Annotated in this window: 29 protein-coding genes; 22 read left to right on the top strand and 7 right to left on the bottom strand. The window is 72.8% G+C overall.

Going from position 1 to position 25,835, the window contains the following annotated elements; all coding sequences use genetic code 11:
- The first annotated feature begins 10 nt into the window (after positions 1–10).
- From rimO to JOD54_RS30025, 8 genes are all read left to right on the top strand, one after another.
- Positions 11–1,414: a 30S ribosomal protein S12 methylthiotransferase RimO gene (gene rimO / locus JOD54_RS30060; RefSeq protein ID WP_204456834.1), complete on the top strand. Its 1,404-nt coding sequence runs from the start codon at positions 11–13 to the stop codon at positions 1,412–1,414.
- 185 nt (positions 1,415–1,599) lie between these two features.
- On the top strand, positions 1,600–2,130 hold the full coding sequence (gene pgsA, locus JOD54_RS30055) for a CDP-diacylglycerol--glycerol-3-phosphate 3-phosphatidyltransferase (protein ID WP_372440420.1): 531 nt from the start codon (positions 1,600–1,602) through the stop codon (positions 2,128–2,130).
- Entirely contained in the window at positions 2,127–2,600 is a 474-nt protein-coding gene (locus tag JOD54_RS30050) for a CinA family protein (RefSeq protein ID WP_204455316.1), read from the top strand. The genes pgsA and JOD54_RS30050 overlap by 4 nt, the downstream gene beginning before the upstream one ends.
- 190 nt (positions 2,601–2,790) lie before the next feature.
- Entirely contained in the window at positions 2,791–3,258 is a 468-nt protein-coding gene (locus JOD54_RS30045) for a helix-turn-helix domain-containing protein (protein ID WP_204455315.1), read from the top strand.
- Between the two features lie 326 nt (positions 3,259–3,584).
- Complete coding sequence (locus tag JOD54_RS30040) at positions 3,585–4,427, top strand: PspA/IM30 family protein (protein ID WP_204455314.1); 843 nt, start codon at positions 3,585–3,587, stop codon at positions 4,425–4,427.
- A gap of 10 nt (positions 4,428–4,437) precedes the next feature.
- Entirely contained in the window at positions 4,438–5,214 is a 777-nt protein-coding gene (gene pspM / locus JOD54_RS30035) for a phage shock envelope stress response protein PspM (RefSeq protein ID WP_204455313.1), read from the top strand.
- 730 nt (positions 5,215–5,944) lie between these two features.
- Positions 5,945–6,154, top strand: a complete 210-nt coding sequence (locus JOD54_RS30030) for a hypothetical protein (protein ID WP_204455312.1) — start codon at positions 5,945–5,947, stop codon at positions 6,152–6,154.
- 139 nt (positions 6,155–6,293) lie between these two features.
- Positions 6,294–7,577: a uracil-xanthine permease family protein gene (locus tag JOD54_RS30025; RefSeq protein WP_204455311.1), complete on the top strand. Its 1,284-nt coding sequence runs from the start codon at positions 6,294–6,296 to the stop codon at positions 7,575–7,577.
- Here the strand turns inward: JOD54_RS30025 and JOD54_RS30020 are convergent.
- Positions 7,552–8,595 (bottom strand): quinone-dependent dihydroorotate dehydrogenase, encoded by a 1,044-nt coding sequence (locus tag JOD54_RS30020; protein ID WP_204455310.1) that lies wholly within the window; start codon positions 8,593–8,595, stop codon positions 7,552–7,554. The genes JOD54_RS30025 and JOD54_RS30020 overlap by 26 nt on opposite strands.
- A gap of 65 nt (positions 8,596–8,660) precedes the next feature.
- Between JOD54_RS30020 and JOD54_RS30015 the strand changes: the two genes are divergently transcribed.
- Positions 8,661–9,440, top strand: a complete 780-nt coding sequence (locus JOD54_RS30015; protein ID WP_204455309.1) for a hypothetical protein — start codon at positions 8,661–8,663, stop codon at positions 9,438–9,440.
- A gap of 327 nt (positions 9,441–9,767) precedes the next feature.
- Positions 9,768–9,956, top strand: coding sequence for a hypothetical protein (locus JOD54_RS30010; protein WP_204455308.1), 189 nt, complete (start codon positions 9,768–9,770; stop codon positions 9,954–9,956).
- Between the two features lie 460 nt (positions 9,957–10,416).
- On the opposite strand, the gene JOD54_RS30005 is transcribed toward JOD54_RS30010, so the two are convergent.
- The 3 genes from JOD54_RS30005 to JOD54_RS29995 are packed head-to-tail and all read right to left on the bottom strand — an operon-like array spanning position 10,417 to position 12,421.
- Entirely contained in the window at positions 10,417–10,725 is a 309-nt protein-coding gene (locus tag JOD54_RS30005) for a hypothetical protein (RefSeq protein WP_204455307.1), read from the bottom strand.
- Positions 10,726–10,758: 33 nt separating this feature from the next.
- A complete protein-coding gene (locus JOD54_RS30000; protein ID WP_204455306.1) occupies positions 10,759–11,550 on the bottom strand; it encodes a DNA-formamidopyrimidine glycosylase family protein in 792 nt (263 codons plus the stop codon).
- Between the two features lie 4 nt (positions 11,551–11,554).
- On the bottom strand, positions 11,555–12,421 hold the full coding sequence (locus tag JOD54_RS29995; protein WP_204455305.1) for a ParA family protein: 867 nt from the start codon (positions 12,419–12,421) through the stop codon (positions 11,555–11,557).
- A 34-nt stretch (positions 12,422–12,455) separates the two neighbouring features.
- Here JOD54_RS29995 and JOD54_RS29990 point away from each other — a divergent pair, with 34 nt between their 5' ends.
- From JOD54_RS29990 to JOD54_RS29970, 5 genes are all read left to right on the top strand, one after another.
- On the top strand, positions 12,456–13,181 hold the full coding sequence (locus tag JOD54_RS29990; protein ID WP_204455304.1) for a class I SAM-dependent methyltransferase: 726 nt from the start codon (positions 12,456–12,458) through the stop codon (positions 13,179–13,181).
- A gap of 36 nt (positions 13,182–13,217) precedes the next feature.
- On the top strand, positions 13,218–14,492 hold the full coding sequence (locus JOD54_RS29985; protein ID WP_204455303.1) for a DNA polymerase IV: 1,275 nt from the start codon (positions 13,218–13,220) through the stop codon (positions 14,490–14,492).
- A 149-nt stretch (positions 14,493–14,641) separates the two neighbouring features.
- Positions 14,642–15,607, top strand: a complete 966-nt coding sequence (locus JOD54_RS29980) for a hypothetical protein (RefSeq protein ID WP_204455302.1) — start codon at positions 14,642–14,644, stop codon at positions 15,605–15,607.
- A 171-nt stretch (positions 15,608–15,778) separates the two neighbouring features.
- Positions 15,779–16,216, top strand: a complete 438-nt coding sequence (locus JOD54_RS35370) for an ATP-binding protein (RefSeq protein WP_307860403.1) — start codon at positions 15,779–15,781, stop codon at positions 16,214–16,216.
- Positions 16,213–16,995, top strand: a complete 783-nt coding sequence (locus JOD54_RS29970; RefSeq protein WP_307860402.1) for a SigB/SigF/SigG family RNA polymerase sigma factor — start codon at positions 16,213–16,215, stop codon at positions 16,993–16,995. The genes JOD54_RS35370 and JOD54_RS29970 overlap by 4 nt, the downstream gene beginning before the upstream one ends.
- A gap of 70 nt (positions 16,996–17,065) precedes the next feature.
- Here the strand turns inward: JOD54_RS29970 and JOD54_RS29965 are convergent, their stop codons facing one another.
- Entirely contained in the window at positions 17,066–17,362 is a 297-nt protein-coding gene (locus tag JOD54_RS29965) for a WhiB family transcriptional regulator (RefSeq protein WP_204455301.1), read from the bottom strand.
- A 221-nt stretch (positions 17,363–17,583) separates the two neighbouring features.
- On the opposite strand from JOD54_RS29965, the gene JOD54_RS29960 reads away from it, so the two are divergent.
- The 5 genes from JOD54_RS29960 to JOD54_RS29940 all read left to right on the top strand — a co-directional run bounded on the left by JOD54_RS29960 (position 17,584) and on the right by JOD54_RS29940 (position 21,371).
- Positions 17,584–17,910 (top strand): STAS domain-containing protein, encoded by a 327-nt coding sequence (locus tag JOD54_RS29960; protein ID WP_204455300.1) that lies wholly within the window; start codon positions 17,584–17,586, stop codon positions 17,908–17,910.
- A 189-nt stretch (positions 17,911–18,099) separates the two neighbouring features.
- The gene (locus JOD54_RS29955; RefSeq protein ID WP_204455299.1) at positions 18,100–18,582 is read left to right on the top strand and encodes an ATP-binding protein; all 483 of its coding nucleotides are present in this window, start codon (positions 18,100–18,102) and stop codon (positions 18,580–18,582) included.
- A 48-nt stretch (positions 18,583–18,630) separates the two neighbouring features.
- The gene (locus JOD54_RS29950) at positions 18,631–20,007 is read left to right on the top strand and encodes a PP2C family protein-serine/threonine phosphatase (protein WP_204456824.1); all 1,377 of its coding nucleotides are present in this window, start codon (positions 18,631–18,633) and stop codon (positions 20,005–20,007) included.
- A 132-nt stretch (positions 20,008–20,139) separates the two neighbouring features.
- A complete protein-coding gene (locus JOD54_RS29945) occupies positions 20,140–21,048 on the top strand; it encodes a cobalamin B12-binding domain-containing protein (protein WP_307860401.1) in 909 nt (302 codons plus the stop codon).
- Complete coding sequence (locus tag JOD54_RS29940) at positions 21,045–21,371, top strand: STAS domain-containing protein (protein ID WP_204455298.1); 327 nt, start codon at positions 21,045–21,047, stop codon at positions 21,369–21,371. The genes JOD54_RS29945 and JOD54_RS29940 overlap by 4 nt, the downstream gene beginning before the upstream one ends.
- A 97-nt stretch (positions 21,372–21,468) precedes the next feature.
- Here JOD54_RS29940 and JOD54_RS29935 read toward each other — a convergent pair whose 3' ends face one another.
- Both JOD54_RS29935 and JOD54_RS29930 read right to left on the bottom strand, forming a co-directional pair.
- Positions 21,469–21,879, bottom strand: a complete 411-nt coding sequence (locus tag JOD54_RS29935; RefSeq protein WP_204455297.1) for an SCO2097 family morphological protein — start codon at positions 21,877–21,879, stop codon at positions 21,469–21,471.
- Positions 21,880–22,012: 133 nt separating this feature from the next.
- On the bottom strand, positions 22,013–24,010 hold the full coding sequence (locus JOD54_RS29930; protein WP_204455296.1) for an acyl-CoA dehydrogenase family protein: 1,998 nt from the start codon (positions 24,008–24,010) through the stop codon (positions 22,013–22,015).
- Positions 24,011–24,107: 97 nt separating this feature from the next.
- On the opposite strand from JOD54_RS29930, the gene JOD54_RS29925 reads away from it, so the two are divergent.
- Both JOD54_RS29925 and JOD54_RS29920 read left to right on the top strand, forming a co-directional pair.
- Complete coding sequence (locus tag JOD54_RS29925; protein ID WP_204455295.1) at positions 24,108–25,106, top strand: PHP domain-containing protein; 999 nt, start codon at positions 24,108–24,110, stop codon at positions 25,104–25,106.
- Between the two features lie 54 nt (positions 25,107–25,160).
- Positions 25,161–25,616: a MarR family winged helix-turn-helix transcriptional regulator gene (locus JOD54_RS29920; protein ID WP_204455294.1), complete on the top strand. Its 456-nt coding sequence runs from the start codon at positions 25,161–25,163 to the stop codon at positions 25,614–25,616.
- Positions 25,617–25,835 lie beyond the last annotated feature (219 nt).

The following is a 25,835-nucleotide window of genomic DNA, read 5'->3' as shown; positions in this document are numbered from 1 at the left end:
CCGTGTCGCCATGCTCACCCTCGGGTGCGCCCGCAACGAGGTCGACTCCGAGGAGTTGGCCGGGCGGCTGGCCGGGGGCGGCTGGGACCTGGTCGACGCCGAGGAGACCCCCGATGTGATCGTGGTCAACACCTGCGGGTTCGTCGAGTCGGCCAAGAAGGACTCGGTGGACACGCTGCTGGCCGCGGCCGACACCGGGGCGAAGGTCGTCGCGGTGGGGTGCATGGCGCAGCGCTACGGCACCGAACTGGCCGAGAGCCTGCCCGAGGCCGCCGCCGTCCTGGGGTTCGACCACTACCCGGACCTGGCCGAGCGGCTCGGCGACGTCATCGCGGGGCACAGCATCCCCTCGCACGTCCCGGTCGACCGGCGCACGCTGCTGCCGATCTCCCCGGTCGAGCGGCAGCGCACCGACGTCACCGTGCCCGGCCACGCCTGGGGGCCGACCGTGGCCCGCAAGCGGCTCGACGACGGCCCGGTGGCCTCGCTCAAGATCGCCTCCGGCTGCGACCGGCGCTGCTCGTTCTGCGCCATCCCGTCCTTCCGCGGGTCCTTCGTCTCCCGCGTACCGGACGAGATCGTGGCCGAGGGGGTGTGGCTGGCCCAGCAGGGGGTACGCGAGATCGTGCTGGTCAGCGAGAACTCCACCTCTTACGGCAAGGACCTCGGTCGTGAGCACGCGGGCCAAGGCGCGCTGGAGGCCGTCTTGACGCGCCTCGCCGCGATCCCCGGGATCGACCGGGTGCGCGTGTCGTACCTGCAGCCCGCCGAGACCAGGCCGAACCTCTTGCGCGCGATAGCCACCACACACGGCGTCGCGGACTACTTCGACATGTCCTTCCAGCACTCCAGCGAGCCCGTCCTGCGCCGCATGCGCCGCTTCGGCAACACCGAGTCCTTCCTCGGCCTGGTCGAGCAGATCCGCGCCCTGGCCCCCGAGGCGGGCATCCGCAGCAACGTCATCGTCGGGTTCCCCGGGGAGACCGAGGCCGACGTCGACGAGCTGGTCCGGTTCCTCACCGGGGCCAGGCTGGACGCGGTCGGCGTGTTCGGCTACTCCGACGAGGACGGCACCGAGGCGGAGAACCTCGACGGCAAGCTCGACGCGGACACCATCGCCGCGCGGGTCGCGCGGATCTCCGCGCTGGCCGAGGAGCTGACCGCCCAGCGCGCCGAGGACCGGATCGGCACCGAGGTCGTGGTCCTCGTCGAGCGCGAGGAGACCGACGACGAGGACTGCGTCGGCCGCGCCGCGCACCAGGCGCCCGAGGTCGACGGCGAGTGCGTGGTGCTCGACGGCGAGAAGTACGCCGCGGGCGACCTGCTGCGCGCCCGCGTGGTCGACACCGAGGGCGTCGACCTGGTGGTCGAGGTGCTCGAGGTCATCCCGCGCGCGAACCCGGGGCCGCAATGAGCTCCGCGGCGACCGGCGGCGACACCGTGGGCGGCGACGACCGCGCCGAGGTGATGACCCCGACCGTCGCCGACCCCGTCGACCTGAGCACCGTCCCACCGGTCGTCGCGGTCAGCGCCACGACCGCACCGGAGCTGCCGGAGCCCACCCAGGTGCCGCTGCTCAACGTGGCAAACCTGCTCACCATGACCCGGCTCGTGCTGGTCCCGGTGTTCCTGCTGGCCCTGTTCACCGAGGACGGCACCGACAGCACCTGGCGGCTGGTGGCGTTCGCGGTGTTCGCGCTGGCCTCCATCACCGACCACGTCGACGGCAAGCTCGCCCGCAAGCACGGCCTGATCACCGACTTCGGCAAGATCGTCGACCCGATCGCGGACAAGGCGCTCACCGGGGCCGCGCTGTTCGGCCTCAGCGCACTCGGCGAGCTGCCCTGGTGGATCACCCTGGTGATCGCCGTCCGCGAGGTGGGGGTCACCCTGCTGCGCTTCTGGGTGATCCGGCACGGCGTCATCCCGGCCAGCCGCGGCGGCAAGGTCAAGACGCTCACCCAGGTCTTCGCGATCGGCGCCTTCCTGCTGCCGCTGCCGGACTGGCTGACCCCGGTCGCGTGGCTGTCCATGGGCCTGGCCGTCGTGCTGACCGTGGTCACCGGCGTCGACTACGTCATCCGCGCCGTCCGGCTGCGGGCCCGCGGCCTGCGCGCCATCGGCAAGTGACCCCGGCCCAGGTCGTCGCCGCCCTCAAGGCGGCGGGGGAGACCGTCGCCACGGCCGAGTCGCTCACCGCGGGGCTGGTCACGGCGACCCTCACGGAGGTCCCAGGCGCCAGCGCGGTCGTGCGCGGTGGGCTCGTGGTGTACGCCACAGACCTGAAGGCATCTCTCGCCGGGGTCGACCCCGCGCTGCTGGCCGCGCACGGCGCGGTGAACGCCGAAGTCGCCGCCCAGCTCGCCGCCGGTGCCCGCGCCCGCTGCGGGGCCGACATCGGCGTCGGCCTCACCGGGGTCGCCGGTCCGGACCCGCAGGACGGGGTCGCGCCGGGGACCGTGCACATCGCCCTGGTCAGCGCGCGCGGCGAGCGCCGGGAGTTGATCGAGGTCGTCGGCGGCCGCGAGGAGGTCCGCTCGGCGGCCGTCGCGGGCGTCCTCGCGCTCATCGGCGTGGACCTCGGTACCCTTTCGGAGTGAACCCGGGGTCGTCCCTGCGTGCCCGCCCAGGTCGTTCGCTCTTGGCGGACTACCCGGGAAGTCGCTGCGCGCGGTCAGTCCCCGTGGGTAACGTGGTCGGTGTGACGGCCGCGCGCCGTCCCGCTCGGGCACCTGCTCCAGGGCGGGTGCGGGGCGCGGACCCGGGCCAGTCGAGGAAGGGAGGTGCGCGATGACCGTGCTGTTGCGCGAGGCGATCGGTGATCGGCTCCGACACGCCCGCACCAACCAGCGGCGCACGCTGCGCGAGGTGTCCCGCTCCGCGCGGGTCAGCCTCGGCTACCTCTCCGAGGTCGAACGCGGCCGCAAGGAGGCCTCCAGCGAGCTGCTGGCCGCCATCTGCGACGCGCTGGAGCTGCCGCTGTCGGAACTGCTGCACAAGGTCGCCTCGGACATGGGCGCGCTCACCTCCGTCGAGCACGGCGTCCCCGACCGGGTCGGCGCCGAGCAGGTGGAGGGGATCGAGGCCATCGACGCCATCGGTGCCGACACCGGCCAGGCCGTCGCGGTCGAGGGCGGGCGCCTGTTGCCCGCGGTGATCGGCGAGAACCTGGCCGACCTGCGGATCCAACCGGTGCTCAGCCACCGCATCGACCCGCCGATGCCCAAGGCCCGCGCGGGCGCCGTTTTCGCCGCCTGACCACGCGTCCACGAGCCCCCGGGGCGACCGCAACCGCCGGTCGCCGCGGGGGCTCGCCGCTGTGGGGGGACCCGTCCGCGGGACCGGGGTCCGGGGATACCCCGGAGACCGGTCCGCTTCCTCAGGGGAGATCCATGAGGTGATCCCTGATTTCTGCTGGGTCCGGTGGAACCGCCCGCACGCACCTGACACGATGGAACCCACAGATGGGACCCCCTCCGCCGGGCGGGGGTGGAACCAACATAGGTGCCGGTCCGTTGCCGTGTTGTCGGCACGCGGGGTGAGCAGGGGTACCGGCAGAGGGATGAAGCAGGCGGAGGACGACGATGGCCAACCCGTTCGTGAAGTTCTGGAAGTACCTCATGGCGTCGTTCTCGTCGAAGATCGATGAGCACGCCGACCCGAAGGTGCAGATCCAGCAGGCCATCGAGGAGGCGCAGCGGCAGCACCAGGCGCTCTCCCAGCAGGCCGCCGCGGTGATCGGCAACCAGCGCCAGCTGGAGATGAAGCTCAACCGCCAGCTCGGCGACGTGGAGAAGCTGCAGGCCTCGGCGCGCCAGGCGCTGGTGCTCGCCGACGAGGCGCGGGCCAAGGGCGACGAGCAGAAGGCGCAGCAGTTCGAGAACGCCGCGCAGGGCTTCGCCACCCAGCTCGTCACCGCCGAGCAGGGCATCGAGGACCTCAAGACGCTGCACGACCAGGCGCTGCAGGCCGCGGGCCAGGCCAAGCAGGCCGTCGAGCGCAACGCGATGGTGCTGCAGAACAAGCTGGCCGAGCGCACCAAGCTGCTCAGCCAGCTCGAGCAGGCCAAGATGCAGGAGCAGGTGTCGCGCTCGCTCAACCAGATGAGCGAGCTGGCCGCGCCGGGCAACACCCCCTCCCTCGAGGAGGTCCGCGACAAGATCGAGAAGCGGTACACCACCGCCCTCGGCTCCGCGGAGCTGGCGCAGAACTCGGTGCAGGGCCGGATGATGGAGGTCCAGATCTCCACCACCGAGCTCGCTGGCCAGTCCCGGTTGGAGCAGATCCGCGCCTCCATGGGCGGCGGCGCGGTCGGCCAGGTCACCAGCGGCCCGACCGCCAACCAGGCGGCCGCGGCCAACATCCAGGCCGAGATCCAGCAGCGGGTGGCCCAGGAGCAGAAGGCCAACCCGCAGGCCGGTTCCTGAGCGAGCCACCATGGGGCCGCGCCGTCACGAGCTGATCAAGATGGGCGGTGAGCTGGTCGAGCAACTGCGCGGCCCGTACGTCCAGCAGGTCCGCGAGGCCATCACCGGCTGGCGCGACCCCAGGGCCAAGGCCCTGCGCCAGCGCCGCAGGGCGCTGCGCCGGGCCCGGCTGTGGACCGCGACCGGCGTCACCACCGGCACCGCCGCGGTCGTCGTCGAGTCCTCGGCCGCGGCCCCCGGCATCGCCGTCCCCGCCCTCATCGGCGCGGCGGTGGTCTCCGGGGTCGCGGCGATCTCCACCGGGGTCCGCTCGTGGCGGCTGCACAAGCAGCCGCTGCCCGAGGCCCCGCCGCCCCCGGTCGTCCTACCGGGCCGCGGCTCCCAGGCCCGCGAACCCATGGCCCGCCTCGGCGAGGCCGAGGACACCCTCCGCGAACTGCTCGCCCAGCTGTCCAGGGGCGCCCTGGTCCCGCCGGACGCGGTCACCGAAGCCCGCGACACCGGCGCCGAAGCCGCCGCGGCTTTGCGCGCCGTCGCCGCGAAGGTCCAGGTGGTCGAGCGAGCCCGCGAACACGCCCCACCCGCGGAACGCGGCCACCTCACCGAGAGCGTCCGCGCCCTCCGCGTCCAACTCGACCACGGCATGGACGGCTACGGCGGCTTGGTCGCCGCCGCCGCCCGAGCCCTGGCGGCCAGTTCCATGGCCACCCCCCGCCACGACCTGACCGACGCCACCGACCGCCTGGCGGCCCTGGCCTCGGCCCTGCGGGACCTGTCACGCGGCTGAGTGCCCGAGGCGGCCCTGAGGCTGCCTGGGCGCGGGCTGCCGTTCCACCCGCTGCCCTGGCGGCCTTGGTTCGGCATTTGCGCTGCGCCCCCGCGCGCCCTGCATCGCCGCCGCCCGAGCTCTGACGGCCGTCCCATAGCCCCCGACACGACCTCGCCGAGGCCACAGACTGCTTGGCCGCAAGCTGCTGTTCCACTGCCGCCCCTTGGTATGACCTCGCCGAGCCACGGACGCCCGGCGGCCTAGGTTTCGGCATCGCGCGGCGAACGCTGCGGCCTTCGCGTGACCGGCATCGCGGCTGCGCGGCGAACGTTCGCTGCGCGAGCTGCGTCGGGGTTGCCTGGGCACGGGCTGCCGTTCTACTTGCCGCCCCCGGCGCGACCCAGCGGCGCCACGGGCCGCCTCGCAGCCCAGGCTTCGGCGTTTGCGCGATCTGTCGCGCGGCTGAGCGCCGTTCAAGATCGAACCGTGCTGAGCAGCCCCCGAATCGAGGCTAGGGGGAGGCAGCGGGGCTGGTGGTGGCGCGGGCGGGACCTGTGGATGGGGCTCGGGGTTGTGGACAGTTCGGGGGAGTGGCGCGTGCCTGCCGTGCCTGCCGCGCCCGCGGGGGTGGAGGCCACGGTCCGTGATCAGATGCGTGATCGTTCTCACCTGTTCGGACGCATCATGGCCATCGGGTTGGTGCGTGTCACCCCTGTCGTCCGTGGAAGGCCGCAGGGAGGGGAAGTCGATGGACATCACCGGGATGCGCTGGGCCGTGGCCGCCGAGGTCACCAGGATGGCGGACTACGAGACCGGGTTCTGGGCCATCGTCGACGGCATGGGGGTTGATCGGGGGCGGGCCGGGCGGATGCTGGACGCGGCGGTGGACTGGATCGGTGCCGGGCGCGGGGCCACCAGCGACCCGTACGCGCTCGTGCTGTCCTGGATGCCGCGCTGACCTTCGGTCACCGAATTCCCAGCCGCCCACCACTGACTAGGTCATCAGTGTGAATATCACGGTGTCGTATCGACTCGCCGACTACGTGCTGTGGCACCATGCACGGCAGTGAATCGGCGGGGCGGGGGTGGAGGCGGCCTTGGCGTTGTGGTCGGTGCACGGTGACGGCCGCCGGGTCCGCGACGGCGCCGTCGTGGCACCGGACGAGCGGCTGAGCTGGCCGCTGACCGTCGGGTTCGGCGTGCAGCACGTCGCGGCGATGTTCAGCGCCACCGTGCTGGTCCCGGCGATCACGGGGTTCCCGGTGACCACCACGCTGCTGTTCTCCGGGGTGGGCACACTGCTCTTCCTGGTCATCACCCGCAACCGGGTCCCGGCCTACCTCGGTTCCTCGTTCGCCTTCCTCGGCCCGCTCAGCGCCGCCCAGCACCACGGCATGGCCGCCCAGTTGGGCGGGGTGCTGGTGGCGGGCCTGCTGCTGGTCGGCGTCGGGGTCGCGGTCAAGGCGCTCGGTGTCCGGCTGCTCGAGTCGATCATGCCGCCGGTGGTGACCGGTGCGGTGATCGTGCTGGTCGGGCTGAACCTGGCGCCCACGGCCACCAAGGCCTTCGGCGCCCAACCGGTCATCGCGGTGATCACCCTGGCCGTCATCCTGGGCTGCACCGCGGTGGCCAGGGGGCTGCTGTCGCGGCTTTCGGTGCTGGTCGGCGTGCTGGTCGGGTGGGCGGCGGCCTGGGTGTCGGGCAACCTCGACGGCGCCAGGCTCGACGCGCTCGCGCACGCCGCCTGGTTCGGGCCGCCGCAGTTCACCGCCCCGCAGATCCAGCCGTCGGTGATCCTGCTGGTCATCCCGGTGGTGATCGTGCTGGTCGCGGAGAACGTCGGGCACGTCAAGGCGGTCGCCGCGGTCACCGGGCGCGACCTCGACGGGTCGGTGGGCGACTCGCTGATCGCCGACGGGCTGGCCACCGCGCTGGCCGGGTCCGGCGGCGGGTCGGGCACCACCACCTACGCGGAGAACATCGGCGTCATGGCCGCGACCCGGGTCTACTCGACCGCCGCGTACGGGGTCGCAGGCTTGAACGCCGTCCTGCTGTCGATGAGCCCGAAGTTCGGCGCCCTGGTCAACACCATCCCGGCGGGCGTGCTCGGCGGCGCCACGATCCTGCTCTACGGCATGATCGCGCTGGTCGGCGTGCGGATCTGGCTCGCCGACCGGGTCGACTTCGCCGATCCGGTGAACCTGACCGTGGTCGCGGTCGCCGTGGTCGCCGGGGCGGGCGACCTCACCGTCCAGATCGGTGACGCGGTCTTCAGCGGCATCACCTGGGGCGCGGTCGCGGTCGTCTGCGGCTACCCGCTGCTGCGCTGGCTGGCCAACCGCGGCGGCCGCGAGGTCAACGGGCGTCGACCGCGCGGTTGATCCGCCGCACCAGCGCGGGCCCCTCGAAGACGAACCCCGTGTAAAGCTGCACCAGGCTCGCGCCCGCGTCGAGCATCCGCAGCGCCCCGTCCACGTCGAACACCCCGCCGACCCCGATGATCGGCAGCGAGCCGCCGGTCTCCCGCGCCACGAAGGCCACGACCTCCCGGGACCGCTGCGCCAGCGGCCGTCCGCTCAGCCCGCCGGCCTCCTCGCCGGTCGGCGCCTCGGCTGCGGTCAGGCCCGCGCGCCCCAGGGTCGTGTTGGTCGCGATCACCCCGGACACCCGGTGGTCGGCGCAGACCTGCAGCACCTCGCCGATGGCCTGGTCGGTGAGGTCGGGCGCGATCTTGACCAGCAGCGGCTTGACCGGCGCGCCGCCCGCGAGCCCATCGGCTTCCCGGCGCAGCTCGCCGACGAGCGCGTCGAGCGCCGCCCGGTCCTGCAGTCCGCGCAGGCCGGGGGTGTTGGGGGAGCTGACGTTGATCGCGAAGTAGTCGCCGTGGCGGTAGAGGGCCCGCAACGAGTGCCGGTAGTCCTCGACGGCCTCCTCCACCGGGGTGATTTTCGACTTGCCGATGCTGATGCCCAACGGGATCCCGACCGGCCCCAGCGCCGCCAGCCGGGCGGCGAGCGCGTCGGCCCCGGCGTTGTTGAACCCCATCCGGTTGATGATCGCTTCGCTCTCGCGCAACCGGAACAGCCGCGGCGCCGGGTTGCCTGGTTGCGCGTGCCGGGTGACCGTGCCGACCTCCACGTGCCCGAAGCCCATCCCCGGCCAGGCCCGCAGCGCCCTGCCGTCCTTGTCCATGCCCGCGGCCAGGCCCACAGCGCCGGGGAAGCGCACGCCGAACACGGTCCGCTCGACCCGGGACCCGAACAGCGCGCGCAGCCCGGACACCGCGGGCCGGACCCGGCCGAGCCTGGTCAGCGCCGCCATGGTGCGCTCGTGCGCGATCTCCGGGTCGCCGCCGCCGAGGGCGAAGAGGGCACGTCGGACGAGCTGCTTGTAGGCCACGGCCCCCATCGTGTCATTGCGGGCTCGACCGCCCGGGAGCGGGCGCAGTGGACCATGATGGCGGGGTGAGCGACGTGGACGAGCTGTACGGCCTGCCCAGGGAGGAGTTCGTCCCGGCCCGCCGCGACCTGGCTAAACGCCTGCGCGCGGCGGGTGACCGCGACGCCGCGGCGCGGGTGGAGAAGCTGCCCAAACCGACGACCTCGGCGTGGCTGGTCAACCGCCTGGTCCGCGCCGAACCCACCGGGGTCGACGACCTGGTCGAGCTGGGTGCCGCCCTGCGCGCCGCCCACGCCGAGGCCGACGGCGCACGCCTGCGCGAGCTCGCCAAGCGGCGCACGGAGCTGGTTGCGGACCTGGTCGCCCGCGCGGGCAGCGGGCTCAGCGAGTCGATCACCCGCGAGCTGGAGGAGATGTTCACCACCGCCATCGCCGACGACACCGCGGCGGCCACCCTGCGCGCGGGCAGACTCGGCTCGGCCCGCGACCTGCGGGTCGAGCAAACCTGGCCCGGCCTGACCTTGGCCCCCGGCCCCACCGCCACGCCCGCCGCCCAGCGCCGCCCGGCCAAGACCCGCTCGCGAGAGGCCCTGGCAGAGGCCAAAGCAGCCGTCAAGGACGCCGAATCCCAGCGCGCCGAAGCCGACCGGGCAGTGGCCGCCGCGGAGGAAACGGTCACAGCCGCCGAAGAACGAGTACGAGAACTCAACGTCGAACTGGATGCCGCCGAGCACGCGGAGCTTGATGCCCGCCGCGCACTGCAGGCGGCGCGCCGCGAGGCGAAGTCGGCGGAGAGGTCTGCGTCGCAGGCCTGGCGGCGGTTGCAGCAGGTGGAAGCCGAGTAGTTCGGGTGGGCCGCCAGGGGCCTTGATGGGCATGCGGCGTGGGCGCGCAACGTGGAGAGGGCTGCCCGTAGGCGGGTTGCAACTGAGGAGCTCGACCTCGAACCGGATGTGGCTGACCGTGCCGAGTTCGATGCCTGCCGGGCGTTGCCGGCGGCGTGCGCCGCGAGGCGAAGTCGGCGGAGCGGCCGCTTCGCCAGCCTGGCGGCGGCTGCAGCAGGTGGAAGCGGAGTAACCGGGCAGGCCGCCAAGGGCCCTGATGGGGCATGCGGCGTGGGAGCGCAACGTGCGGAGAGGGCTGGCCAGCAGGCGTGGCACACGCTCTGGCAGGTGGAGGTTGAGCAGCCGGGTCGGGTAGCGGACTACGCCGAGGCCGCTGTCACTGCGGAGGTGCGGGTTGGCGGAGCCGTCGGCTTCGCGGGCGAGGCGGAGGCTTCAGCGGGCAACGGGATGCCCGCCGCGAGCGCATGTGGCGGCGCGCGCGGCTCCGCGGGGCTCCAGCAGGTGGAAGCCGAGTAGTCCGGGTCCGAGCAACCGGGTCTGGACAGGGCACAGCCCCCGGGCGCGCTCCCCCCGACAAGGCATGCGGGGGGCCCGGGGCGGACTGGGTCCCGGGTGCCCGAGGGCTGGGTGACTGCCTGGTATTCGCCGGACCACCCCGCCGGTGCGGGGTGCCTGACCGGCTCCATCGCTTACGGATGGGTGGCCCTAGCGGGCAACCACCTCACGAGTCCTACTGGAATACACCGGTGGACCACCTCCTCTCTCGTGTGCGGACAACCTATGCGCCGCCGCGTTCCCCGTTCAATCGGTTTTCGACCTCCCCCGTCCGGGTGATGCTAGGGTGGTCCACCACAAAGACGCAGTGTGTGAATATCACTCACCGTCGGTGAAGGGGGCACTTGGTGCGCGCTCGTGGGGACCATCCCGGCCGCATCGCCGTGGGGGTGTTGGTGGGGGCCACCGCCGCCGCGTTGTTCTACGAGGGGATCGCCGCGGCGCCGCCGGGGTTGCCCAAGCCCGCGGCGGAGTCGGTTCCGGAGCCGTTACCGGCGTCGGGGTCGGTCACGTCGGAGCCGACGCGGGGGCCCGCGGCTGTGACAACCGTCCAGTCGACGTCCTTATCCCTGACGACAGTCCTGACTTCGAGCACGTCGCCGACTTCGTCGAGCAGCGAGACCACCACCGCGCAAACGACCACGACGACGGCGCAGACCACCACCGCGGCCAGTCCGACGACCACGACCACCACCACGACGACGACCACGACCAGGCGCCCCACCCGCACGACGACGCGCGAACCGTGCGGCTTGATCTTCTGCTAGCCCACCGGTCCCGGCTGGCACACCGGGCAGAAGTACGCGACGCGGGCGTCGAGCCCCTGCGTCCCCGCGACGACTTTCCCGCCGCACACCAGGCACGGCGTGGTCCTGCGGCCGTACACCCACAGCTGCCTGCCCCGCCGCATGTCGCCGGTTGTCACCCGGTCCGCGCTCATCTTGTTGCGGTCCAACAGGTCCCGGCTCACCGCCACCGCGCGCTCGACGTCTACATCGGACACCAAGGTCCACGGGGACACGCCGAGCACGAAGCAGACCTCGGCCTTGTACACGTTGCCGACCCCGGCCATCACGCGCTGGTCGAGCAGCGCCACCCCGATCTCGCGCGTCGGGTCCCCGGTCAGCCGCGCCACCGCCTCGGCGGCGTGTTCCGGGCCCCAGTGCGGGTCCAGCAGGTCTGGGCCCAGGTGCGCGATCAGGCGGTCTTCGTCGGTCGTCGCGACCAGGTCCATCTCCTGCAGCAGGAACCCGATGGCCTGGACGTCCTCGGTGACCAGCACCGCGCGGGCCTGGTGGGCGGGCCGCCGCCAGCGGGCGCGGGGCGCGGCGACCTGCCAGACGCCGTCCATGGCGAGGTGGCTGCGGAAGCTCAGGTTCTCGGAGAACCGCAGGAACAGGTGCTTTCCCGCCGTCCGGGTGCCCAGCACCGCCCGGCCACGAAGCTCCACAGTGGACAGGCGGGGGTGGCGCAGCTCGCCGCCGGTCAGCACCCGGGGCACCAGCGCCGCGGACAGCATCGCGGCTGTGCGGTAGACGGTGTCGCCCTCGGGCATCCGCTCAGTCGCCCGCGCTCTGGTTCTCCGAGGCGTCGTCCGGGGCCTCGTCGTCCGGCCAGGCGATCGCCTGGTGGCGGCCCCGGCCCCCGGTGCGCAGCACCCGCGCCAGCAGCAGGTTGAACGCCAGCGCCACTTCGCGCGCGCCCGGGGTGTGCCAGTGGTGGATCGGCTGGCACGCGCCCTGCGCCTGCTGCACCGCGAGCCGGTCGGGCAGCGCGACCGGCATCACCAGCGACCCGAAGCTCTCCCGCAGCTCGGCGATGCGGAACTGGTGCTCGTAGGAGTGCGTGCGCACCTTGTTGACCACCACCCCCAGCGGCACGAGGTTCGGGTTCTGCTCGCGCCGGGTGTCCTCGACCGCCTCGAACGCCCGCTGCGCGCCCGACACCGCGTACATCGTGGGCTCGGTCACCAGCAGAGCGCCGTGCGCGGCCACCAGCGCGGAGCGGGTCAAGCGGCCGAGCGAGGGCGGGCAGTCCAGCACCACCAGCTGGTAGGGGAGCTCGCCCTCGGCCAGCAGCGACCCCAGTTCGGCCAGCGCGCGACCCAGCTTCTCCAGCCTGCGCATCCCGGGGTCGGGGTCGTTGAGCGACTCCAGCTCCTCCGAGCCGACCATCACGTCGACCTCCTCGCCCCACGCGCTGGGGGCGATCGCGGCCCGCAGCACCGCGGGGCGCGGGGTCTCCAGCACGTCGGCGAGGGTGGCCTCGGTCTCGGCCGGGTCCAGGGTCGCGGTGGCGTTGCACTGCGGGTCGAGGTCGACCACCAGCGTGCGCGCGCCGCGGCGCAGGGCGGCCGAGGCCAGGCCGAGCGCCACCGTGGTCTTCCCGACGCCACCCTTGAGGCTGAGCACTGCCACCGTTTGCACGACCTAGACCTTAGAGTCTCTACAGTTCGTGTCCATGCGACCCGATGCTGTCCGCCGTGTGCTCGACGCCGAGCTGATCGCCGCGCGTGAGCGCCGAGGCGGGGAGGCGCCGCGCGTCCTCGACGTCGGGGGCGGCAGCGGTGTGCTGGCCGTCCCGTTCGCCGTAAACGGCTGCGCGGTCACCGTGGTCGACCCCAGTCCCAACGCGCTGGCCACGCTGCACCGGCGCGCCCAGGAGGCCGGTGTGTCCGACCGGATCACCGCGGTGCAGGGCGACAGCGACGCCCTCGGTGAGCTGGTCAAGCCCGCGTCGGCCGACCTCGTGCTGGCGCACGGGCTGCTGGAGTTCGTCGACGACCCGGCCACCACGGTGTCGGCCATGGTGGGCGCGGTGGCCCCCGGCGGGGCGCTGTCGGTGCTGGTCGCCAACCGCTACGCCGCGGTGCTGCAACGGGTCCTGTCCGGCAGGCTGCTCGACGCCAGGCGGCTGTTCGACCACGAGACCGGGGCGCTTGGCCTGTCCGGTGAGGCGCTGCTGCGCCGGTTCGACACCGAGGGGTTGCGGGAGCTGCTGAGCGCGGCCGGGCTCACGGTGGAGCTGCTGCAGGGCCAGTCCGTGGTGTCGGACCTGGTCGGCGGGTCGGTCCTGGAGAGCAGCCCGGCCGCGGTCGAGGCGCTGGCCGAGCTGGAGTCGCTCGCCGCGCTCACCCCACCGCTGCGCGACATCGCCACCAGGCTGCACGCGGTCGGCCGCGGGTGAGCGCGGACTGTCGGTCCGCTGTGGTTCGCTAGGCGCATGGGGCGCAGCGGCGACCTGCCCAGGGGGCTCGTCGAGCGGTACAAGGCCGGACCGGACGGCTGGCCGGATGACACCGGGTGCTCGGTGCTGCACGTGGACATGGACGCCTTCTACGCCTCGGTCGAGATCCGGGAGCGGCCCGAGCTGGTCGACCGGCCGGTCGTGGTGGGCGGTGTCGGCCCGCGCGGGGTGGTGTCGTCGGCGAACTACCTGGCCCGCGGGTTCGGTGTGCGCTCGGCCATGCCGACCAGCCACGCGCGCAGGCTGTGCCCGCAGGCGGTGTACCTGCCGCCGACGTTCGGCCTCTACCAAGAGGTGTCCGCCGCCGTGCAGGCGCTCTTCCGGGAGATCACGCCGCTGGTGGAGCCGTTGAGCCTGGACGAGGCCTTCCTCGACGTGTCCGGGGCGCTGCGGCGGCTGCGCAGCACCCCCGCGGGCGTCGGCGCCGAGATCCGCCGCCGGGTGCGCGCCGACCAGGGGTTGGTGTGCTCGGTGGGGGTCGGGCCGACCAAGTTCGTCGCCAAGCTCGCCTCCGGGCTGGCGAAACCGGACGGCATGCTCGTCGTGCCGCGCGGGGAGATCACCGCGTTCCTGCACCCGTTGCCGGTGTCGGCGTTGTGGGGTGTGGGCAAGCGCACGGCGGAGCGGCTCGCCGACGTCGGCCTGGAGCGGGTGGCGGATGTGGCCGCCGCGCCGCTTCCCCGGTTGCGCAGACTGCTCGGGACGGCGATGGCCGAGCACCTGCACGCCCTGGCCCTGGGCCACGACAACCGCGCGGTCGTGCCGGACACCGCGGAGAAGTCCATCGGCGCCGAGGAGACCTTCGAGGTCGACCACTTCGACCGCGACCTGCTGCGCCGGGAACTGCTGCGGCTGGCCGAGCGCACCGCGGCCACCCTGCGCGAGCGGGGCCTGCGCGGCCGGACGATCTCGATCAAGGTGCGGTTCGCCGACTTCACCACCATCAGCCGGTCCAAGACGCTGGCGGTGGCGACCGACGTCACGCAGGAGATCTACCGCACCGCGGCGCAGTTGCTCACCGAGCAGACCCCGGCAGGCGCGGTGCGGTTGATCGGGGTCCGGGTCGAGCAGTTGGGCACCGACGGGGCCGAGCAGTTGCTGATCGACGCGCCCGCCCAGGGGTGGCGCGAGGCAGATCAGGCCGCCGACAAGGCCCGCACCCGCTTCGGCGCCACGGCGATCCGACCGGCGGCGCTGCTGGGGGAGCGGCCCAACCGGGTCGGCAGCACCGAACCCCGCCCCGAGCGCTGACCCCTAACCCCTGCTGTCCCGTGCGGACAGCGGAGGGTGATCACTCGCCCACCGGCCGCGTCCGGTTCGTGCCACGGCCACCTCTGGGTCGACCCGCTCCGGTAGTCCAACTCGAGACCGAGTTGTCGATCACCGGAGGTAGCCCGCCGATGAGCCGAACCCGCACCATGGCCGCACTCGCCACCAGCGCCGCGCTGGCGTGCCTCGCCCTCGTCCCGCTCGCCCCCGCCGCCCAGGCCGCGCCCACCGCGGTCACCGACCTGGCACTGGCCACCCGGTGGGCGCCGATCCACTACCAGGACACCGACTCCAGCGACTACGACGCCGACTACCTGTCCAAGGTCGACTTCGACGGGGAGTGGAACACCCTCAACAACTGGGAGGCCCAGGACGACTCGGTCGCCAGGCTCACCGGCTCGGTGTACTTCTCGGTGGTCGAGACCGGCACGCACTGGTTCGTGACGTACTCCTTCTACCACCCGCGCGATTGGGAAGACTTCCCCGACCCGCTGAGCCTGTACACGCACGAGAACGACATGGAGGGCGTACTGCTGACCGTCCGCAAGGACGGCTCCACCTACGGCGCGCTCGAAGCCATGGTCACCGTGGCGCACACCGACTTCTACTCGTACGTCCCCGCGGGCAGCCCCTACGTCAGCGGGCGCGAGAACGTCGACGGCCCCCTGCAGCTGCAGACCTACAACGGTGCCGCGCACCCCACCACGTTCCAGGAAGCCAAGGGACACGGCATCTACGCGAAGAACGCTGATCACACCCCCGACAGCGACGGCGTCGTCTACTACCCGAGCGGCACGGCTGAGGTACCGGCCAGCGGCACGGACAGCTTCGTCGGCTACAGCCTTGTCGACGTCTTCGCCGGTGGCGGCCTCTGGGCCCGTCGGGCGAACGCGGAGACCTTCGCCTCTTACGGCACCTTCCGCGGCGACAACGGCAAGGACAACGCCGCCAACGCGCCGTGGGGCTGGGACGACGGCAACGACGGTGGCGACATCCCCCGCGGCTTCCTCGCGACCGACCCCGCGTACCTGGTCGCGCAGTACTTCAACGGCGAAGGCACCTTCGCCACGGCGTACACCAGGAATTCATACCGCTAGGGGGGTTTGAGGCCCGGCGGGAGCGGGTAACAAGCACCAGGGTCCTGCCCCGCGATCTTCTCGCTGTGGGGCGGGGTGGCGAAGGCACGACCAGTGCGAATCCCACCCCGCTCCACATTTTCTCGTGTCGCGGTACGGTCCACCGCGAGTATCAGGACGGCAGGAGGAAGCGTGTCTGAGGTCGAAACCAGTCCGGTGACCCGCACCCACGGGGTGCGCGACGTCGAGGTCCGCGTGTGGGCCGACGCCGAGCAGGTGCCGCTGCTGCGGTCGTTCGCCGCGGACATCGCCATGCGGATGGACTTCGACCTCGACGCCATCGAGGACCTGCGGATGGCCGTGGACGAGGCCTGCTCGCTGCTGGTGCGGGCAGCCGCCCCCGACAGCGCGCTGCTGTGCTGGTTCGAGCCGGAGGAGCTGGGCATCCGGGTGCGCGTGCGGGTCGACGCCGAGCACGGCGCCGCGCCCTCCGGCGACCCGATGGGCTGGCAGATCCTGACCGCGCTCGCCGCCACCGTCACCGAGTCCGTGGAGGCCATCGACGGCGGCTACCGCATCAGCGTCGAGCTGTTCGCCGTCCCGGGCCCCGCCGAGGTCGTGCCCCGGTGAACCAGACACCCGATCCGGACAGCCCGGCCGACAAGGGCGCCGACGGCCACGCCGACCGGTTCCGCGAACTGGCCGCGCTCGAGGTCGACGACCCCAAGCGCGCGGCGCTGCGCGGCGACCTCGTCGCCGACCACATGGACCTGGCGCGCAACCTCGCCCGCAAGTTCGACCGGCGCGGCGACCAGCTCGAGGACCTGGTCCAGGTCGCCACCATCGGCCTGATCAAGGCCGTGGACCGGTTCGAAGCGGATCGGGGCAACTTCTACGCCTTCGCCATCCCCACCATCATGGGTGAGCTGCGCAGGCACTTCCGCGACACCGGCTGGGCCGTGCGGGTCCCCCGGCAGCTCAAGGAGTTGCACGTCACGGTGGCCGCGGGCCGCAACGAGCTGAGTCAGAAGCTGGGCAGGGCACCCAAGCCCAGTGAACTGGCCGAGCACTTAGGGCTGACCAAGGAACAGGTGTACGAGGCTCTGGTGGCCAGCGCGGCCAAGCAGGGCACGTCGCTGGACGCGCGGCTGGCCGAGCCCGCGGGCGACCGCTTCGGCTACGAGGACGACCGGCTGGTGGAGGTCGACAACCGCCGGGCGCTCGGTCCGCTGATCGCGGAGCTGCCGGAGCGGGAGCAGAAGATCATCGTGCTGCGGTTCTTCCGCGGCATGTCGCAGGCCGACATCGCGCGCCGGGTCGGGGTCTCGCAGATGCAGGTGTCCCGACTGCTGGCCAAGACGCTGGAGCGGCTGCGCGCCGCGCTCGGCGAGGACACGCTGGCGGGCTGAGGTGCGCCACGTGCTCGTCGCCTACCAGGACACCTCCCACCCGGGAGATGTCCCCTCCTCGAACAACGCGTCAGGAGACGCGCAGCGAGCGCCTGCGCTGGGCGATCAGCGTGCGCCGCTCGCCCTCGCCCATGGCGCCCCAGATGCCGTAGGGCTCCTGCACGGCCAGCGCGTGCTCGCGGCACTGCTGCAGCACCGGGCAGGCCCGGCACACGGACTTGGCCCGCTCTTCGCGCGCGTGCCTGGCGGGGCCGCGCTCGGCGTCGGGGTGGAAGAACATCATGCTGTCGGCTCCGCGGCAGGAGCCGTTGAGCTGCCAGGCCCACTCGTCGGAGACGGGCTTGGGCAGACGGGTGATCTCAGCCATGGCGCTTCCCTCCTCGGTGCCCGCTCCGCACAGCGGGTTCGTCCGGGAACTACCCCCGGGTCCTACGGCCGAAACGGCCCAGGGGAACACCGGCCATCCGGCCCAAGCGAGCACCCGGCGGACGGCGCGTCCGCCGGGGCGGCCACTACTGTGACCTGGCGACAACGAGACCAGGCGACCAACGAGACCGGGGGACCCGCCGCGGTGAGGAAGGACCGATAGTGGAGATCAACAGCGAGGGCACCGACCCGGTCGTCGTCTCGGTCACCGGTGAGGTGGACCTGGCCACCGCGCCCCAGTTGGAGCGCGCCCTCGACGACGCGCTCGGCCTGCCGGGCGGCACCGGCGTGCGGGTGGACCTCTCGGCGGTGGAGTTCATGGACTCGGCGGGGTTGCGGGTGCTCGTCGCCGCGCTGCGCAAGGCCGAGGACAGCGGCCGGGCCCTGGTGCTCGACGCCCCGCACGAGCGGGTGCGCCGGATCATCGAGATCACCGGCCTGGCCGAGGTGTTCGGCCTCGCCGGGTCCCCCGGTCAGGGCACCCCCTGATCGGCCGCTGATTCACCCGGCCGCCCCCTGGGTACCTCACCGGGCGTGAACACAGTGGTCGAGACCGCGGCACCCGCTTCCCAGGGGCAGCCCGTGCTGGGCGCGGGAGGCGGGATCGGGTCGGTGTGCGGGGGCACCCGCGGTCCGACCGGGCGGCATCGATGGCGCGCGAACCGCGCCCGAGGGGTGGTGGCAGGTGACGTGAGCGAGGCGGCGGCTACTGGGAGGGTGCTCAAGCTGAGCACCCGATTGCCACCGGCCACCACCTCGGCGGGGGAGGCGCGGGAGTTCGTCGGCACGGCCTTGCGGTCGTGGTCGGTGGCCGAGGAGTTGGTGTGCGACGTCGTGTTGGCGACCTCGGAGCTGGTCACCAACGCCATCGAGCACAGCACGGGCGACATCCGCGTCGAACTGTCGCTGACCGGCGGCCGGGTGCTGCTGCGGGTGGGCGACGACGCCGAGGCGGGACCGGTGCGCAAGGCGCCGAGCCTGTTGTCGGAGCGCAGCAGGGGGTTGACCATCGTGGCCGCGATGAGCGTGGCGTGGGGGCACGAGCCCGATGGCGACGGCAAGTGGGTGTGGGCGGAGTTCGCGCAGGTGGGGGCCGAGGTCGGTGACCAGGCGCGCGGGTACGTGCGCGAGTCGGCCGGGTCCTTGTCCGGGGACAACTAGTACCGTGGGTCACGTCAGCACAAGCCGACCGGGAAGCGTGGCGTGACCATGTCCGGGCCGAACTCGACCGCGGGGACCGCTGTGGTGGGCCCACCGCCGCTGGGCGCGCACAGCCTGGGCGCGCCCACCGAGCTGCAGCTGCTCGGGCAGGCCAGGCAGCGCGCCGCGCTCGCCGGGGAGATCAGCGTCCACCTGGCCGGATCGCTGAACCTGCGCCGCACCGTACTGCGGCTGTTCGCGCTGATCACCCCGGACCTGGCCGACTGGGCGATGCTGGCCATGGTCGACCACCGGACGGGTCGGATCGCCCTGCACGGCGGCCACGACCACGCCTTCGTCACGACGGTCGACCGGGACCGCACCGAAGACCTCGGCGTCGGTCGGGTGCTGCGCTCCGGGCAGAGCGAACTGCTGCACGTCGCGCTCGCCCCCGAGGGGGAGGTGCCGACCGCCGACGGCCTCGACAGCATGATCCCGCACGACGCGCTGCGGGCCGAGGCCACGGCGCTGCGCCCCGCCGACGTGCTGGGGTTGGCGCTCACCGCGCGCGGTACGACGGTCGGAGTGCTCGTGCTGGTCCGCGGCGCGGGCCGCGGGTTCCCCGAGGACGACGTCGCGCTCGCCGAGCAGATCGCCGCCCGGGCCGCGATGGCGCTGGACTCCGCCCGGCTCTACGAAGACCGCACCCGGGTCGCGTCGGTGCTGCAGGCCAGCCTGCGCCCGCCCGCGCTGCCCAGGGTGCCCGGGCTGCGGCTCGCCGCCCGGTTCCGCGCCGCGGCCGAGCACCTCGACATCGGCGGCGACTTCTACGACGTGCACGGCAGCGAGCGCGACCTGCTGCTGGCCATCGGCGACGTCTGCGGCAAGGGCGTCGAGGCCGCCGTGCTCACCGGCCGCGCCCGGCAGAGCATCCGCATCGCCGCGCACTTCGACCGCAGCCCGCGCGGGGTGCTGGCCGCGCTCAACGCCGTGCTCTACGACGAGGAATCCGACAAGTTCGTCACCGCCGTGTGCGCCAGGGTCCGCCCCGCCGAGGGCGGCCGGTCCGCCGAGGGCGGCCGGTCCGCCGAGGTCGACCTGGCCGCGGCGGGCCACCCGGCGCCGCTGGTGCTGCGCGCCGACGGCACCGTCGAGCAGGTCGAGGTCACCGGGACCGTCGCGGGCGTGCTGGCCGAGGTCGGCTACGAGCAGACCTCGGTCGCGCTCGGGCCCGGTGACACCATGTTGATGTTCACCGACGGCATCTACGAGGCCCGCGGCACCGAAGGCTTCTACGGGCTCGACCGGCTGGTCGGCCTGCTGCCCGCGTACGCGGGTGCCGGGCCGGAGGCGGTGTGCGAGGCGCTCGAGCAGGACGTGGTCGAGTACCTCGGCGGTCGGGCGCACGACGACATGGCCCTGCTCGCGGTGGCCTGCGGGAGGTAGCGCACCGGTGACAGTGCTCGACCCAGTCCTCGACGCCCTGGCCCGCTTCGACGGCGCCCTCGCCTCGGTCGACGCCGACACGGCCGTCGACCTGGTGGAGGCCTGCTCGACGACGGCGTCGACCCGGTCACCGTGCTGGTGGACGTCATCGCCTCCGCCCAGCGCACCGTCGGCGACCGCTGGCAGCGCGGCGAGTGGACCGTCGCCGAGGAACACGCCGCCACCGCGGTGTCGGTCTCGGCCACCGAGGCCGTCGCCAGGCACGTGCGCCGCGCCCCCGCCACCCGCGGCCGGGTGGTCGTGGCCTGCGCGGAACGCGAGTGGCACGCCCTCCCCGCGATGATCGTCGGCACCGCCCTGCGGGCCAGCGGCTGGGAGATCACCCTGCTCGGCGCCTCCACCCCGCCGGTCCGGCTGAGCCAGTACCTGCACGACCTCGGCCCCGACGCCACCGCGGTCAGCTGCTCCGTCCTCGGCGCGCTGCCCACCACCCGCCGGTTCATCGAGGCCAGCACCACCGCGGGGATCCCGGTGGTGATCGGCGGGTCCGCGTTCGGCCCCGACGACCGCCGGGCCGCCGCCTTGGGCGCCACCGCATGGGCCGCGGGCGCCCGCGAAGCCGTCGACGCGGTCCGCTCCCTGCCGACCGTCGTCCCCGCCGCCCCGCCGCTCAACGGCGCGGCCGCCGCGGAGCAGGCAGCGCTGGAACTGGCCCACCACAGGCTGGTCACCGGCCTGCACGAACGCTGGTCGCTGGCCGCGCGGATCGTCACCACCGACCGCCACCCGCTCGACAGCCTCCACTCGGTGGCCGCCGACGTCGTCAACCAGTCCCTGCACGCCGTCTGGGCCGCCCTGCTCACCGACGACCCCCGCGCCGTCGCCGACACCGCCGCCTGGGTCGCCGACCTGCTCGCCGCCAGAGCCGTCGACCCCACCCTGGTCGCCGAACTGGGCAGCCTCCTCACCCGCGACCTGCGCGACTACCCCCTCGCCAAGTCCCTCGTACACCACAACTGGCCCGCGACTGGACCCCGATGACCGAGTTCTCCCACACCACCACGACCACCCCCACCCAGGCGATCATCAGCGTCACGGGGGAGCTGGACACGCACACCTCGATCGCCTTCAAGCAGGCCCTGCTCGACCTGGTGGCGGCCAACACCGAAGTCGTGGTCGACCTGAGCGGCCTGACCTTCATCGACAGCAGCGGCCTGAGCGTGTTCATCGCCGCCCACAAGCGAACCCTGTCCCGCGACAAGCGAGTCCTGCTCGACCAGGTCCCCGCGTTCCTGTCCCGCATCCTCGCCATCACCGGCCTCGACGAGATCATCCCGGTCCTGGGCGCGGCGGAGAAGAACTGACGCCCCACGGCGAAAAGGCCCCCAGAAACGGCTCAGCGCCGACTCCAAGGTGCTGGGGTCGGCGCGCGGCCTGGGTGTGGGGACCTGCTGACGTGCGTTAACGCTCTTCGTCGAAGCGCTTCTTGAAGCGCTCCTCCATCCGTTGGGAGAACGAGCTCCTGCGGTGGTGGGCGGTCGCGCCGCCGCCTCCGCTGGGGGACTCTTGACCTGACTCCGGTTCGGAGCCGCCCTGGCGCAGGGCCGTCAGCGTCAGCAGAGCACCGACGAACATCACCAGGAAGCCGAGCAGGCTCACCACGGGGATACCAGCCGGTTTGAACGGCAGCATCACACCGAGCACGAGGAGGGCCACACCCAGCACGAACAGGGCGATGCCTTGCAGCCTGCGCCGTCGGGACGGCTTGCGCAGGCGGGCTCCTCGGACGGTGGAGGCGAACTTGGGATCCTCGGCGTAGAGCGCGCGCTCGATCTGGTCGAGCAGTCGCTGCTCGTGCTCGGAGAGTGGCATGCGTTCCTCCTCCGGCACAGCGGTCGCGGGCGCCGGGCGATCACGGTTGCCGCCGGACCCGGCGGGCACCCCTCGGTGGAGGTGTCGCCTCCAGGATACGGGGCGTTTCCCCCGGCGACTACCCGATCCCGGATCACGACGCGGTCGCTCTCCCGGAGTCCTCCTTCCGGGGTAGTGGATCGTGGTCGTGACCGCGCTGCGCGTCCTGCCGATCACGCTCGGCACCCGAGGCGATCGGCGCCGCCAGCAGCGACGACGGGATGGCGAACGCCTCGACCAGCGCTTCGGCGTGCGGGCGCAGGTGCCCGCACAGGTCGTTGACCGCCCCGGTGACGGCCTTGGCCCTCGCGGCGCCCAGCCTGCCGTGCCCGAGGAACCAGTCCAGGTCCACTTCGATCGTGCTGAGCACGTGGAGATCGCACACGCGGCCCAGCAGCGCGGCCGCTTCCGGGTCGGCGCACCGGTCGATCGCGGCGACGAACGCCTCCAGCACGATCCGCTCGACGTGCACCCTGGCCGCGCGCAGCACGTGGTCCTGCGCGGCGTTGAACACCTCGAACGCGTCCACGCCCGGCTCGCCCGCGCGCCGCAGCCTGCGGGCCAGCGTGTCGAGCACGTGCTTCTCGCGGTCCTCGAACAGGCGCAGGTGCCAGCCGCGGTCGAGCAGGTCGGCGTCCTCGTCCCGAGCGGTGACCGCACCCACGAGCCGGTCGATCAGCGATCGGGCCGCGGTCCGCTCGATCACCGTGCCGACGAACTGGTCGGCGATGAACCTGGCCATGCCGACGCTGCCGAGCTCGTGCAGGTCCTGCTGGTAGCCGGTGAGCAGGCCCTTGGCGACCAGTTGGTACAGCACGGTGTTGTCGCCCTCGAACGTGGTGAACACGTCCGTGTCGGCCTTGAGCTGCGGCAACCGGTTCTCGGCGAGGTACCCGGCACCGCCGCACGCCTCCCGGCAGGTCTGGATGGTGCGGGTCGCGTGCCAGGTCGTGGCCGCTTTGAGACCAGCCGCCCGCGACTCCAGCTCGCGGCGGCGGTGCTCGTCGGTGGTCAGCTCGTGCAGCGTGGTGACCAGTTCTTCTTGGGCGAAGTGCAGCGCGTAGGTGGTCGCCAGCGCGGGGAGGAGTTTGCGTTGGTGCGCGAGGTAATCGAGCAGCAGCACCTCGTCGTCGCTGTCGGGTTTGGTGAACTGGCGGCGCTCAAGCGCGTAGAGGGTCGCGATGGTCAGGGCGCTCTTGGTGGCGCTGCCCGCGGCACCCGCCACGCTGATCCGCCCGCGGATGAGCGTGCCGAGCATGGTGAAGAACCGCCGCGAGTCGCTCTCGATCGAGCTGGTGTACGTCCCGTCCGCCGCGACGCCGCCGTACCGGTTGAGCAGGGCGTCCCGGGGCACGCGGACCTGGTCGAACCAGATCCGCCCGTTGTCGACGCCGTTGAGGCCGGCCTTGCGCCCGCAGTCCTCGATGGTGACGCCGGGCAGCGGTTGTCCCGCCTCGTCGCGCAGCGGCACCAGCAGGGCGTGCACCCCGCGCCCTTGCCCACCGGCGATCAACTGCGCGAACACCACCGCGATCCGCCCGTCGCGGGCCGCGTTGCCGATGTACTCCTTGCGGGCCGCCTCGTGCGGGGTGTGCACGACGAACTCGCCGGTCGCCGGGTCGTAGGTCGCCGTGGTCCGCAGGTGCTGGACGTCGGAGCCGTGGCCGGTCTCGGTCATCGCGAAGCACCCGGGCAGCCGCAGGTCGATGATGTCGCGCAGGTACTGGTCGTGGTGGTGCTCGGTGCCCAGGGCTTCGACGGCCCCGCCGAACAGGCCCCACTGCACCCCGGCCTTGACCATCAGCGACAGGTCGCCGAAGCCGAGCATTTCGAACGACGTGAGCGACCCGCCGAGGTCGCCCTCGCCGCCGTGGCTGGTGGGGAAACCGACCCGGGGGTAGCCGGACTTGGCCAGCTCGTGCAGCTCGGCGAACACCTGGGCGCGGTGCTGCTCGGTGGTCAGGTCGTAGGTGGCGGGGGAGGGCAGCGCGGCCATCCTGGTGCGGGCCTCGCGGCGGATGTGGCCCCAGCGGCCGTCGAGCAGGTCGGTCAGCGCGGCCGGTGCGACGGGCGGGGTGGCCGGGATGGGCATGCGGTCCTCCTCCAGCGGTGGGGTGCCTCGACGCTAGTGCGGTGGTCGGTGGCCCGCCGGTCGTGCGCGGCAGCGCCGGGTGCGATACCTATGGCGCATGGATCCCGTCGCCGCGTTGAAGCAGATCGCGCTCTACCTGGAGCGCGCGGGCGAGGCGACCCAGAAGGTGCGCGCGTTCCGCCGGGCCGCGGCCAAGGTCGCCGAGATCGACCCGGACGAACTGCGCGCCAGGGCCACCGCCGGGACCCTCACCGACCTGCCCGGCATCGGCAACACCACCGCCCTGGTGGTCGCCGAGTCGGTGATGGGCGGCGAACCCAGCTACCTGACCAAGCTCGCGGGCACCCAGACCGCCCCCGTCGCGGGCGGCGGCGCGCTGCGGGCGGCCCTGCGCGGCGACTGCCACACGCACTCCGACTGGTCCGACGGCGGCAGCCCCATCCGCGAGATGGCGGAGGCGGCGATCGCGCTGGGCCACGAGTGGATCGCGCTGACCGACCACTCGCCGCGCCTGCGCGTGGCCAACGGGCTCAGCGCCGACCGGCTGCGCCGCCAGCTGGAACTGGTCGCGGACCTGAACGTGGAGCTGGCGCCGTTCCTGATCCTCACCGGCATCGAGGTCGACATCCTGCTCGACGGGTCGCTCGACCAGGAGGAGGAGCTGCTCGCCGAACTGGACGTGGTGGTCGCCAGCGTGCACTCCAAACTGCGGATGCCCAAGGCGGAGATGACCGAGCGGATGCTCACCGCCGTGGCCAACCCGCACGTGGACATCCTCGGCCACTGCACCGGCAGGCTCGTGGTAGGCAAGGGCCGCCCAGAATCCGAGTTCGACGCCAGAGCCGTCTTCGCCGCCTGCGCCGCCCACGGCGTCGCCGTCGAGATCAACTCCCGCCCCGAGCGCCTCGACCCGCCCCGACGGCTCCTGCGCGAAGCCGCCGACCTCGGCTGCCACTTCGCGGTCAACACCGACGCCCACGCCCCCGGCCAACTCGACTGGCTGCCCTACGGCTGCGAACGCGCGGAAGAGTGCGGCATCGGCCCGGACCGCGTCATCAACACCCGGACGGCCGCCGAGCTGCTCGCCGCGCGGTAAACCGGCAACCGGGGAAGGGGCCACCCCACCCGCCCCGTGTGCGAAAGTTGACCCATGGCGCTGCGGCAGGTGGACGAGGTAGCCGAAACCGAGGTGGCCGCCCGAGCCCTCGGCCTGGTCCTCACCAGGGCGAACACGGACGTCTACCCGAAGGTGCCGCCGATGCAGCTGCGCGCACTGCACTTCGTGGAGACCCTCGAACCGGTCAACCTGACCCGGCTGACTGAAGAGTTGGGCACCATCCCCTCCTCCACCAGCCGCCTCTGCGACCGCCTCCAATCCGCGGGCCTGCTCGACCGCCGCCCCGCCACCACCGACCGCCGCGAAGTCGAGATAGTCCTCACCCTCCCCGGCCGAGACCTCCTGGACCGCCTCCGAGCCGCCCGCCGAGCCGACCTGGCCCAAGTCCTCGCCGCCATGCCCCCGCACTCCCGAGCCGCCCTCCTGCACGGCCTCCGCGAGTTCACCGCCGCCACCCACCGCCGGTCTCCGGTCACCACAGAGGCCTGAGCACCCTGCTGGGCCCAGATGCCGGGCCGACCTAAGGGCTGGCCTGACCGGCTGAAGCCGAGAGTCGACTCCGACAGCATTGCCAGCCACTGGACACTCGGAGCCTCCGGTGCCAACTGCTCGATGGGGCGGACTTGGTTTGTGTGGGGTGGCGGTGCCCGTAGCGTTGTGCGCTGCAGGGCCATGCTTTTCGGCCCCGGCTTTTGCGGTCCTGCCACG

Source organism: Actinokineospora baliensis, assembly GCF_016907695.1.
Taxonomy (GTDB): domain Bacteria; phylum Actinomycetota; class Actinomycetes; order Mycobacteriales; family Pseudonocardiaceae; genus Actinokineospora; species Actinokineospora baliensis.
The sequence above is the reverse complement of the archived record's forward strand: the minus strand, read 5'-3'. Positions and strand labels throughout refer to the sequence as shown.

Excerpts from the sequence above, each read along its gene's own strand:
- rimO (WP_204456834.1), top strand. The coding sequence starts at position 11 with ATGCTCACCCTCGGGTGCGCCCGCAACGAGGTCGACTCCGAGGAGTTG.
- pgsA (WP_372440420.1), top strand. The coding sequence starts at position 1,600 with ATGACCCGGCTCGTGCTGGTCCCGGTGTTCCTGCTGGCCCTGTTCACC.
- JOD54_RS30045 (WP_204455315.1), top strand. The coding sequence starts at position 2,791 with ATGACCGTGCTGTTGCGCGAGGCGATCGGTGATCGGCTCCGACACGCC.
- JOD54_RS30040 (WP_204455314.1), top strand. The coding sequence starts at position 3,585 with ATGGCCAACCCGTTCGTGAAGTTCTGGAAGTACCTCATGGCGTCGTTC.
- pspM (WP_204455313.1), top strand. The coding sequence starts at position 4,438 with ATGGGGCCGCGCCGTCACGAGCTGATCAAGATGGGCGGTGAGCTGGTC.
- JOD54_RS30030 (WP_204455312.1), top strand. The coding sequence starts at position 5,945 with ATGGACATCACCGGGATGCGCTGGGCCGTGGCCGCCGAGGTCACCAGG.
- JOD54_RS30000 (WP_204455306.1), bottom strand. The coding sequence starts at position 11,550 with ATGCCCGAGGGCGACACCGTCTACCGCACAGCCGCGATGCTGTCCGCG.
- JOD54_RS29990 (WP_204455304.1), top strand. The coding sequence starts at position 12,456 with ATGCGACCCGATGCTGTCCGCCGTGTGCTCGACGCCGAGCTGATCGCC.
- JOD54_RS29985 (WP_204455303.1), top strand. The coding sequence starts at position 13,218 with ATGGGGCGCAGCGGCGACCTGCCCAGGGGGCTCGTCGAGCGGTACAAG.
- JOD54_RS29980 (WP_204455302.1), top strand. The coding sequence starts at position 14,642 with ATGAGCCGAACCCGCACCATGGCCGCACTCGCCACCAGCGCCGCGCTG.
- JOD54_RS29965 (WP_204455301.1), bottom strand. The coding sequence starts at position 17,362 with ATGGCTGAGATCACCCGTCTGCCCAAGCCCGTCTCCGACGAGTGGGCC.
- JOD54_RS29950 (WP_204456824.1), top strand. The coding sequence starts at position 18,631 with ATGTCCGGGCCGAACTCGACCGCGGGGACCGCTGTGGTGGGCCCACCG.
- JOD54_RS29940 (WP_204455298.1), top strand. The coding sequence starts at position 21,045 with ATGACCGAGTTCTCCCACACCACCACGACCACCCCCACCCAGGCGATC.
- JOD54_RS29935 (WP_204455297.1), bottom strand. The coding sequence starts at position 21,879 with ATGCCACTCTCCGAGCACGAGCAGCGACTGCTCGACCAGATCGAGCGC.
- JOD54_RS29930 (WP_204455296.1), bottom strand. The coding sequence starts at position 24,010 with ATGCCCATCCCGGCCACCCCGCCCGTCGCACCGGCCGCGCTGACCGAC.
- JOD54_RS29925 (WP_204455295.1), top strand. The coding sequence starts at position 24,108 with ATGGATCCCGTCGCCGCGTTGAAGCAGATCGCGCTCTACCTGGAGCGC.
- JOD54_RS29920 (WP_204455294.1), top strand. The coding sequence starts at position 25,161 with ATGGCGCTGCGGCAGGTGGACGAGGTAGCCGAAACCGAGGTGGCCGCC.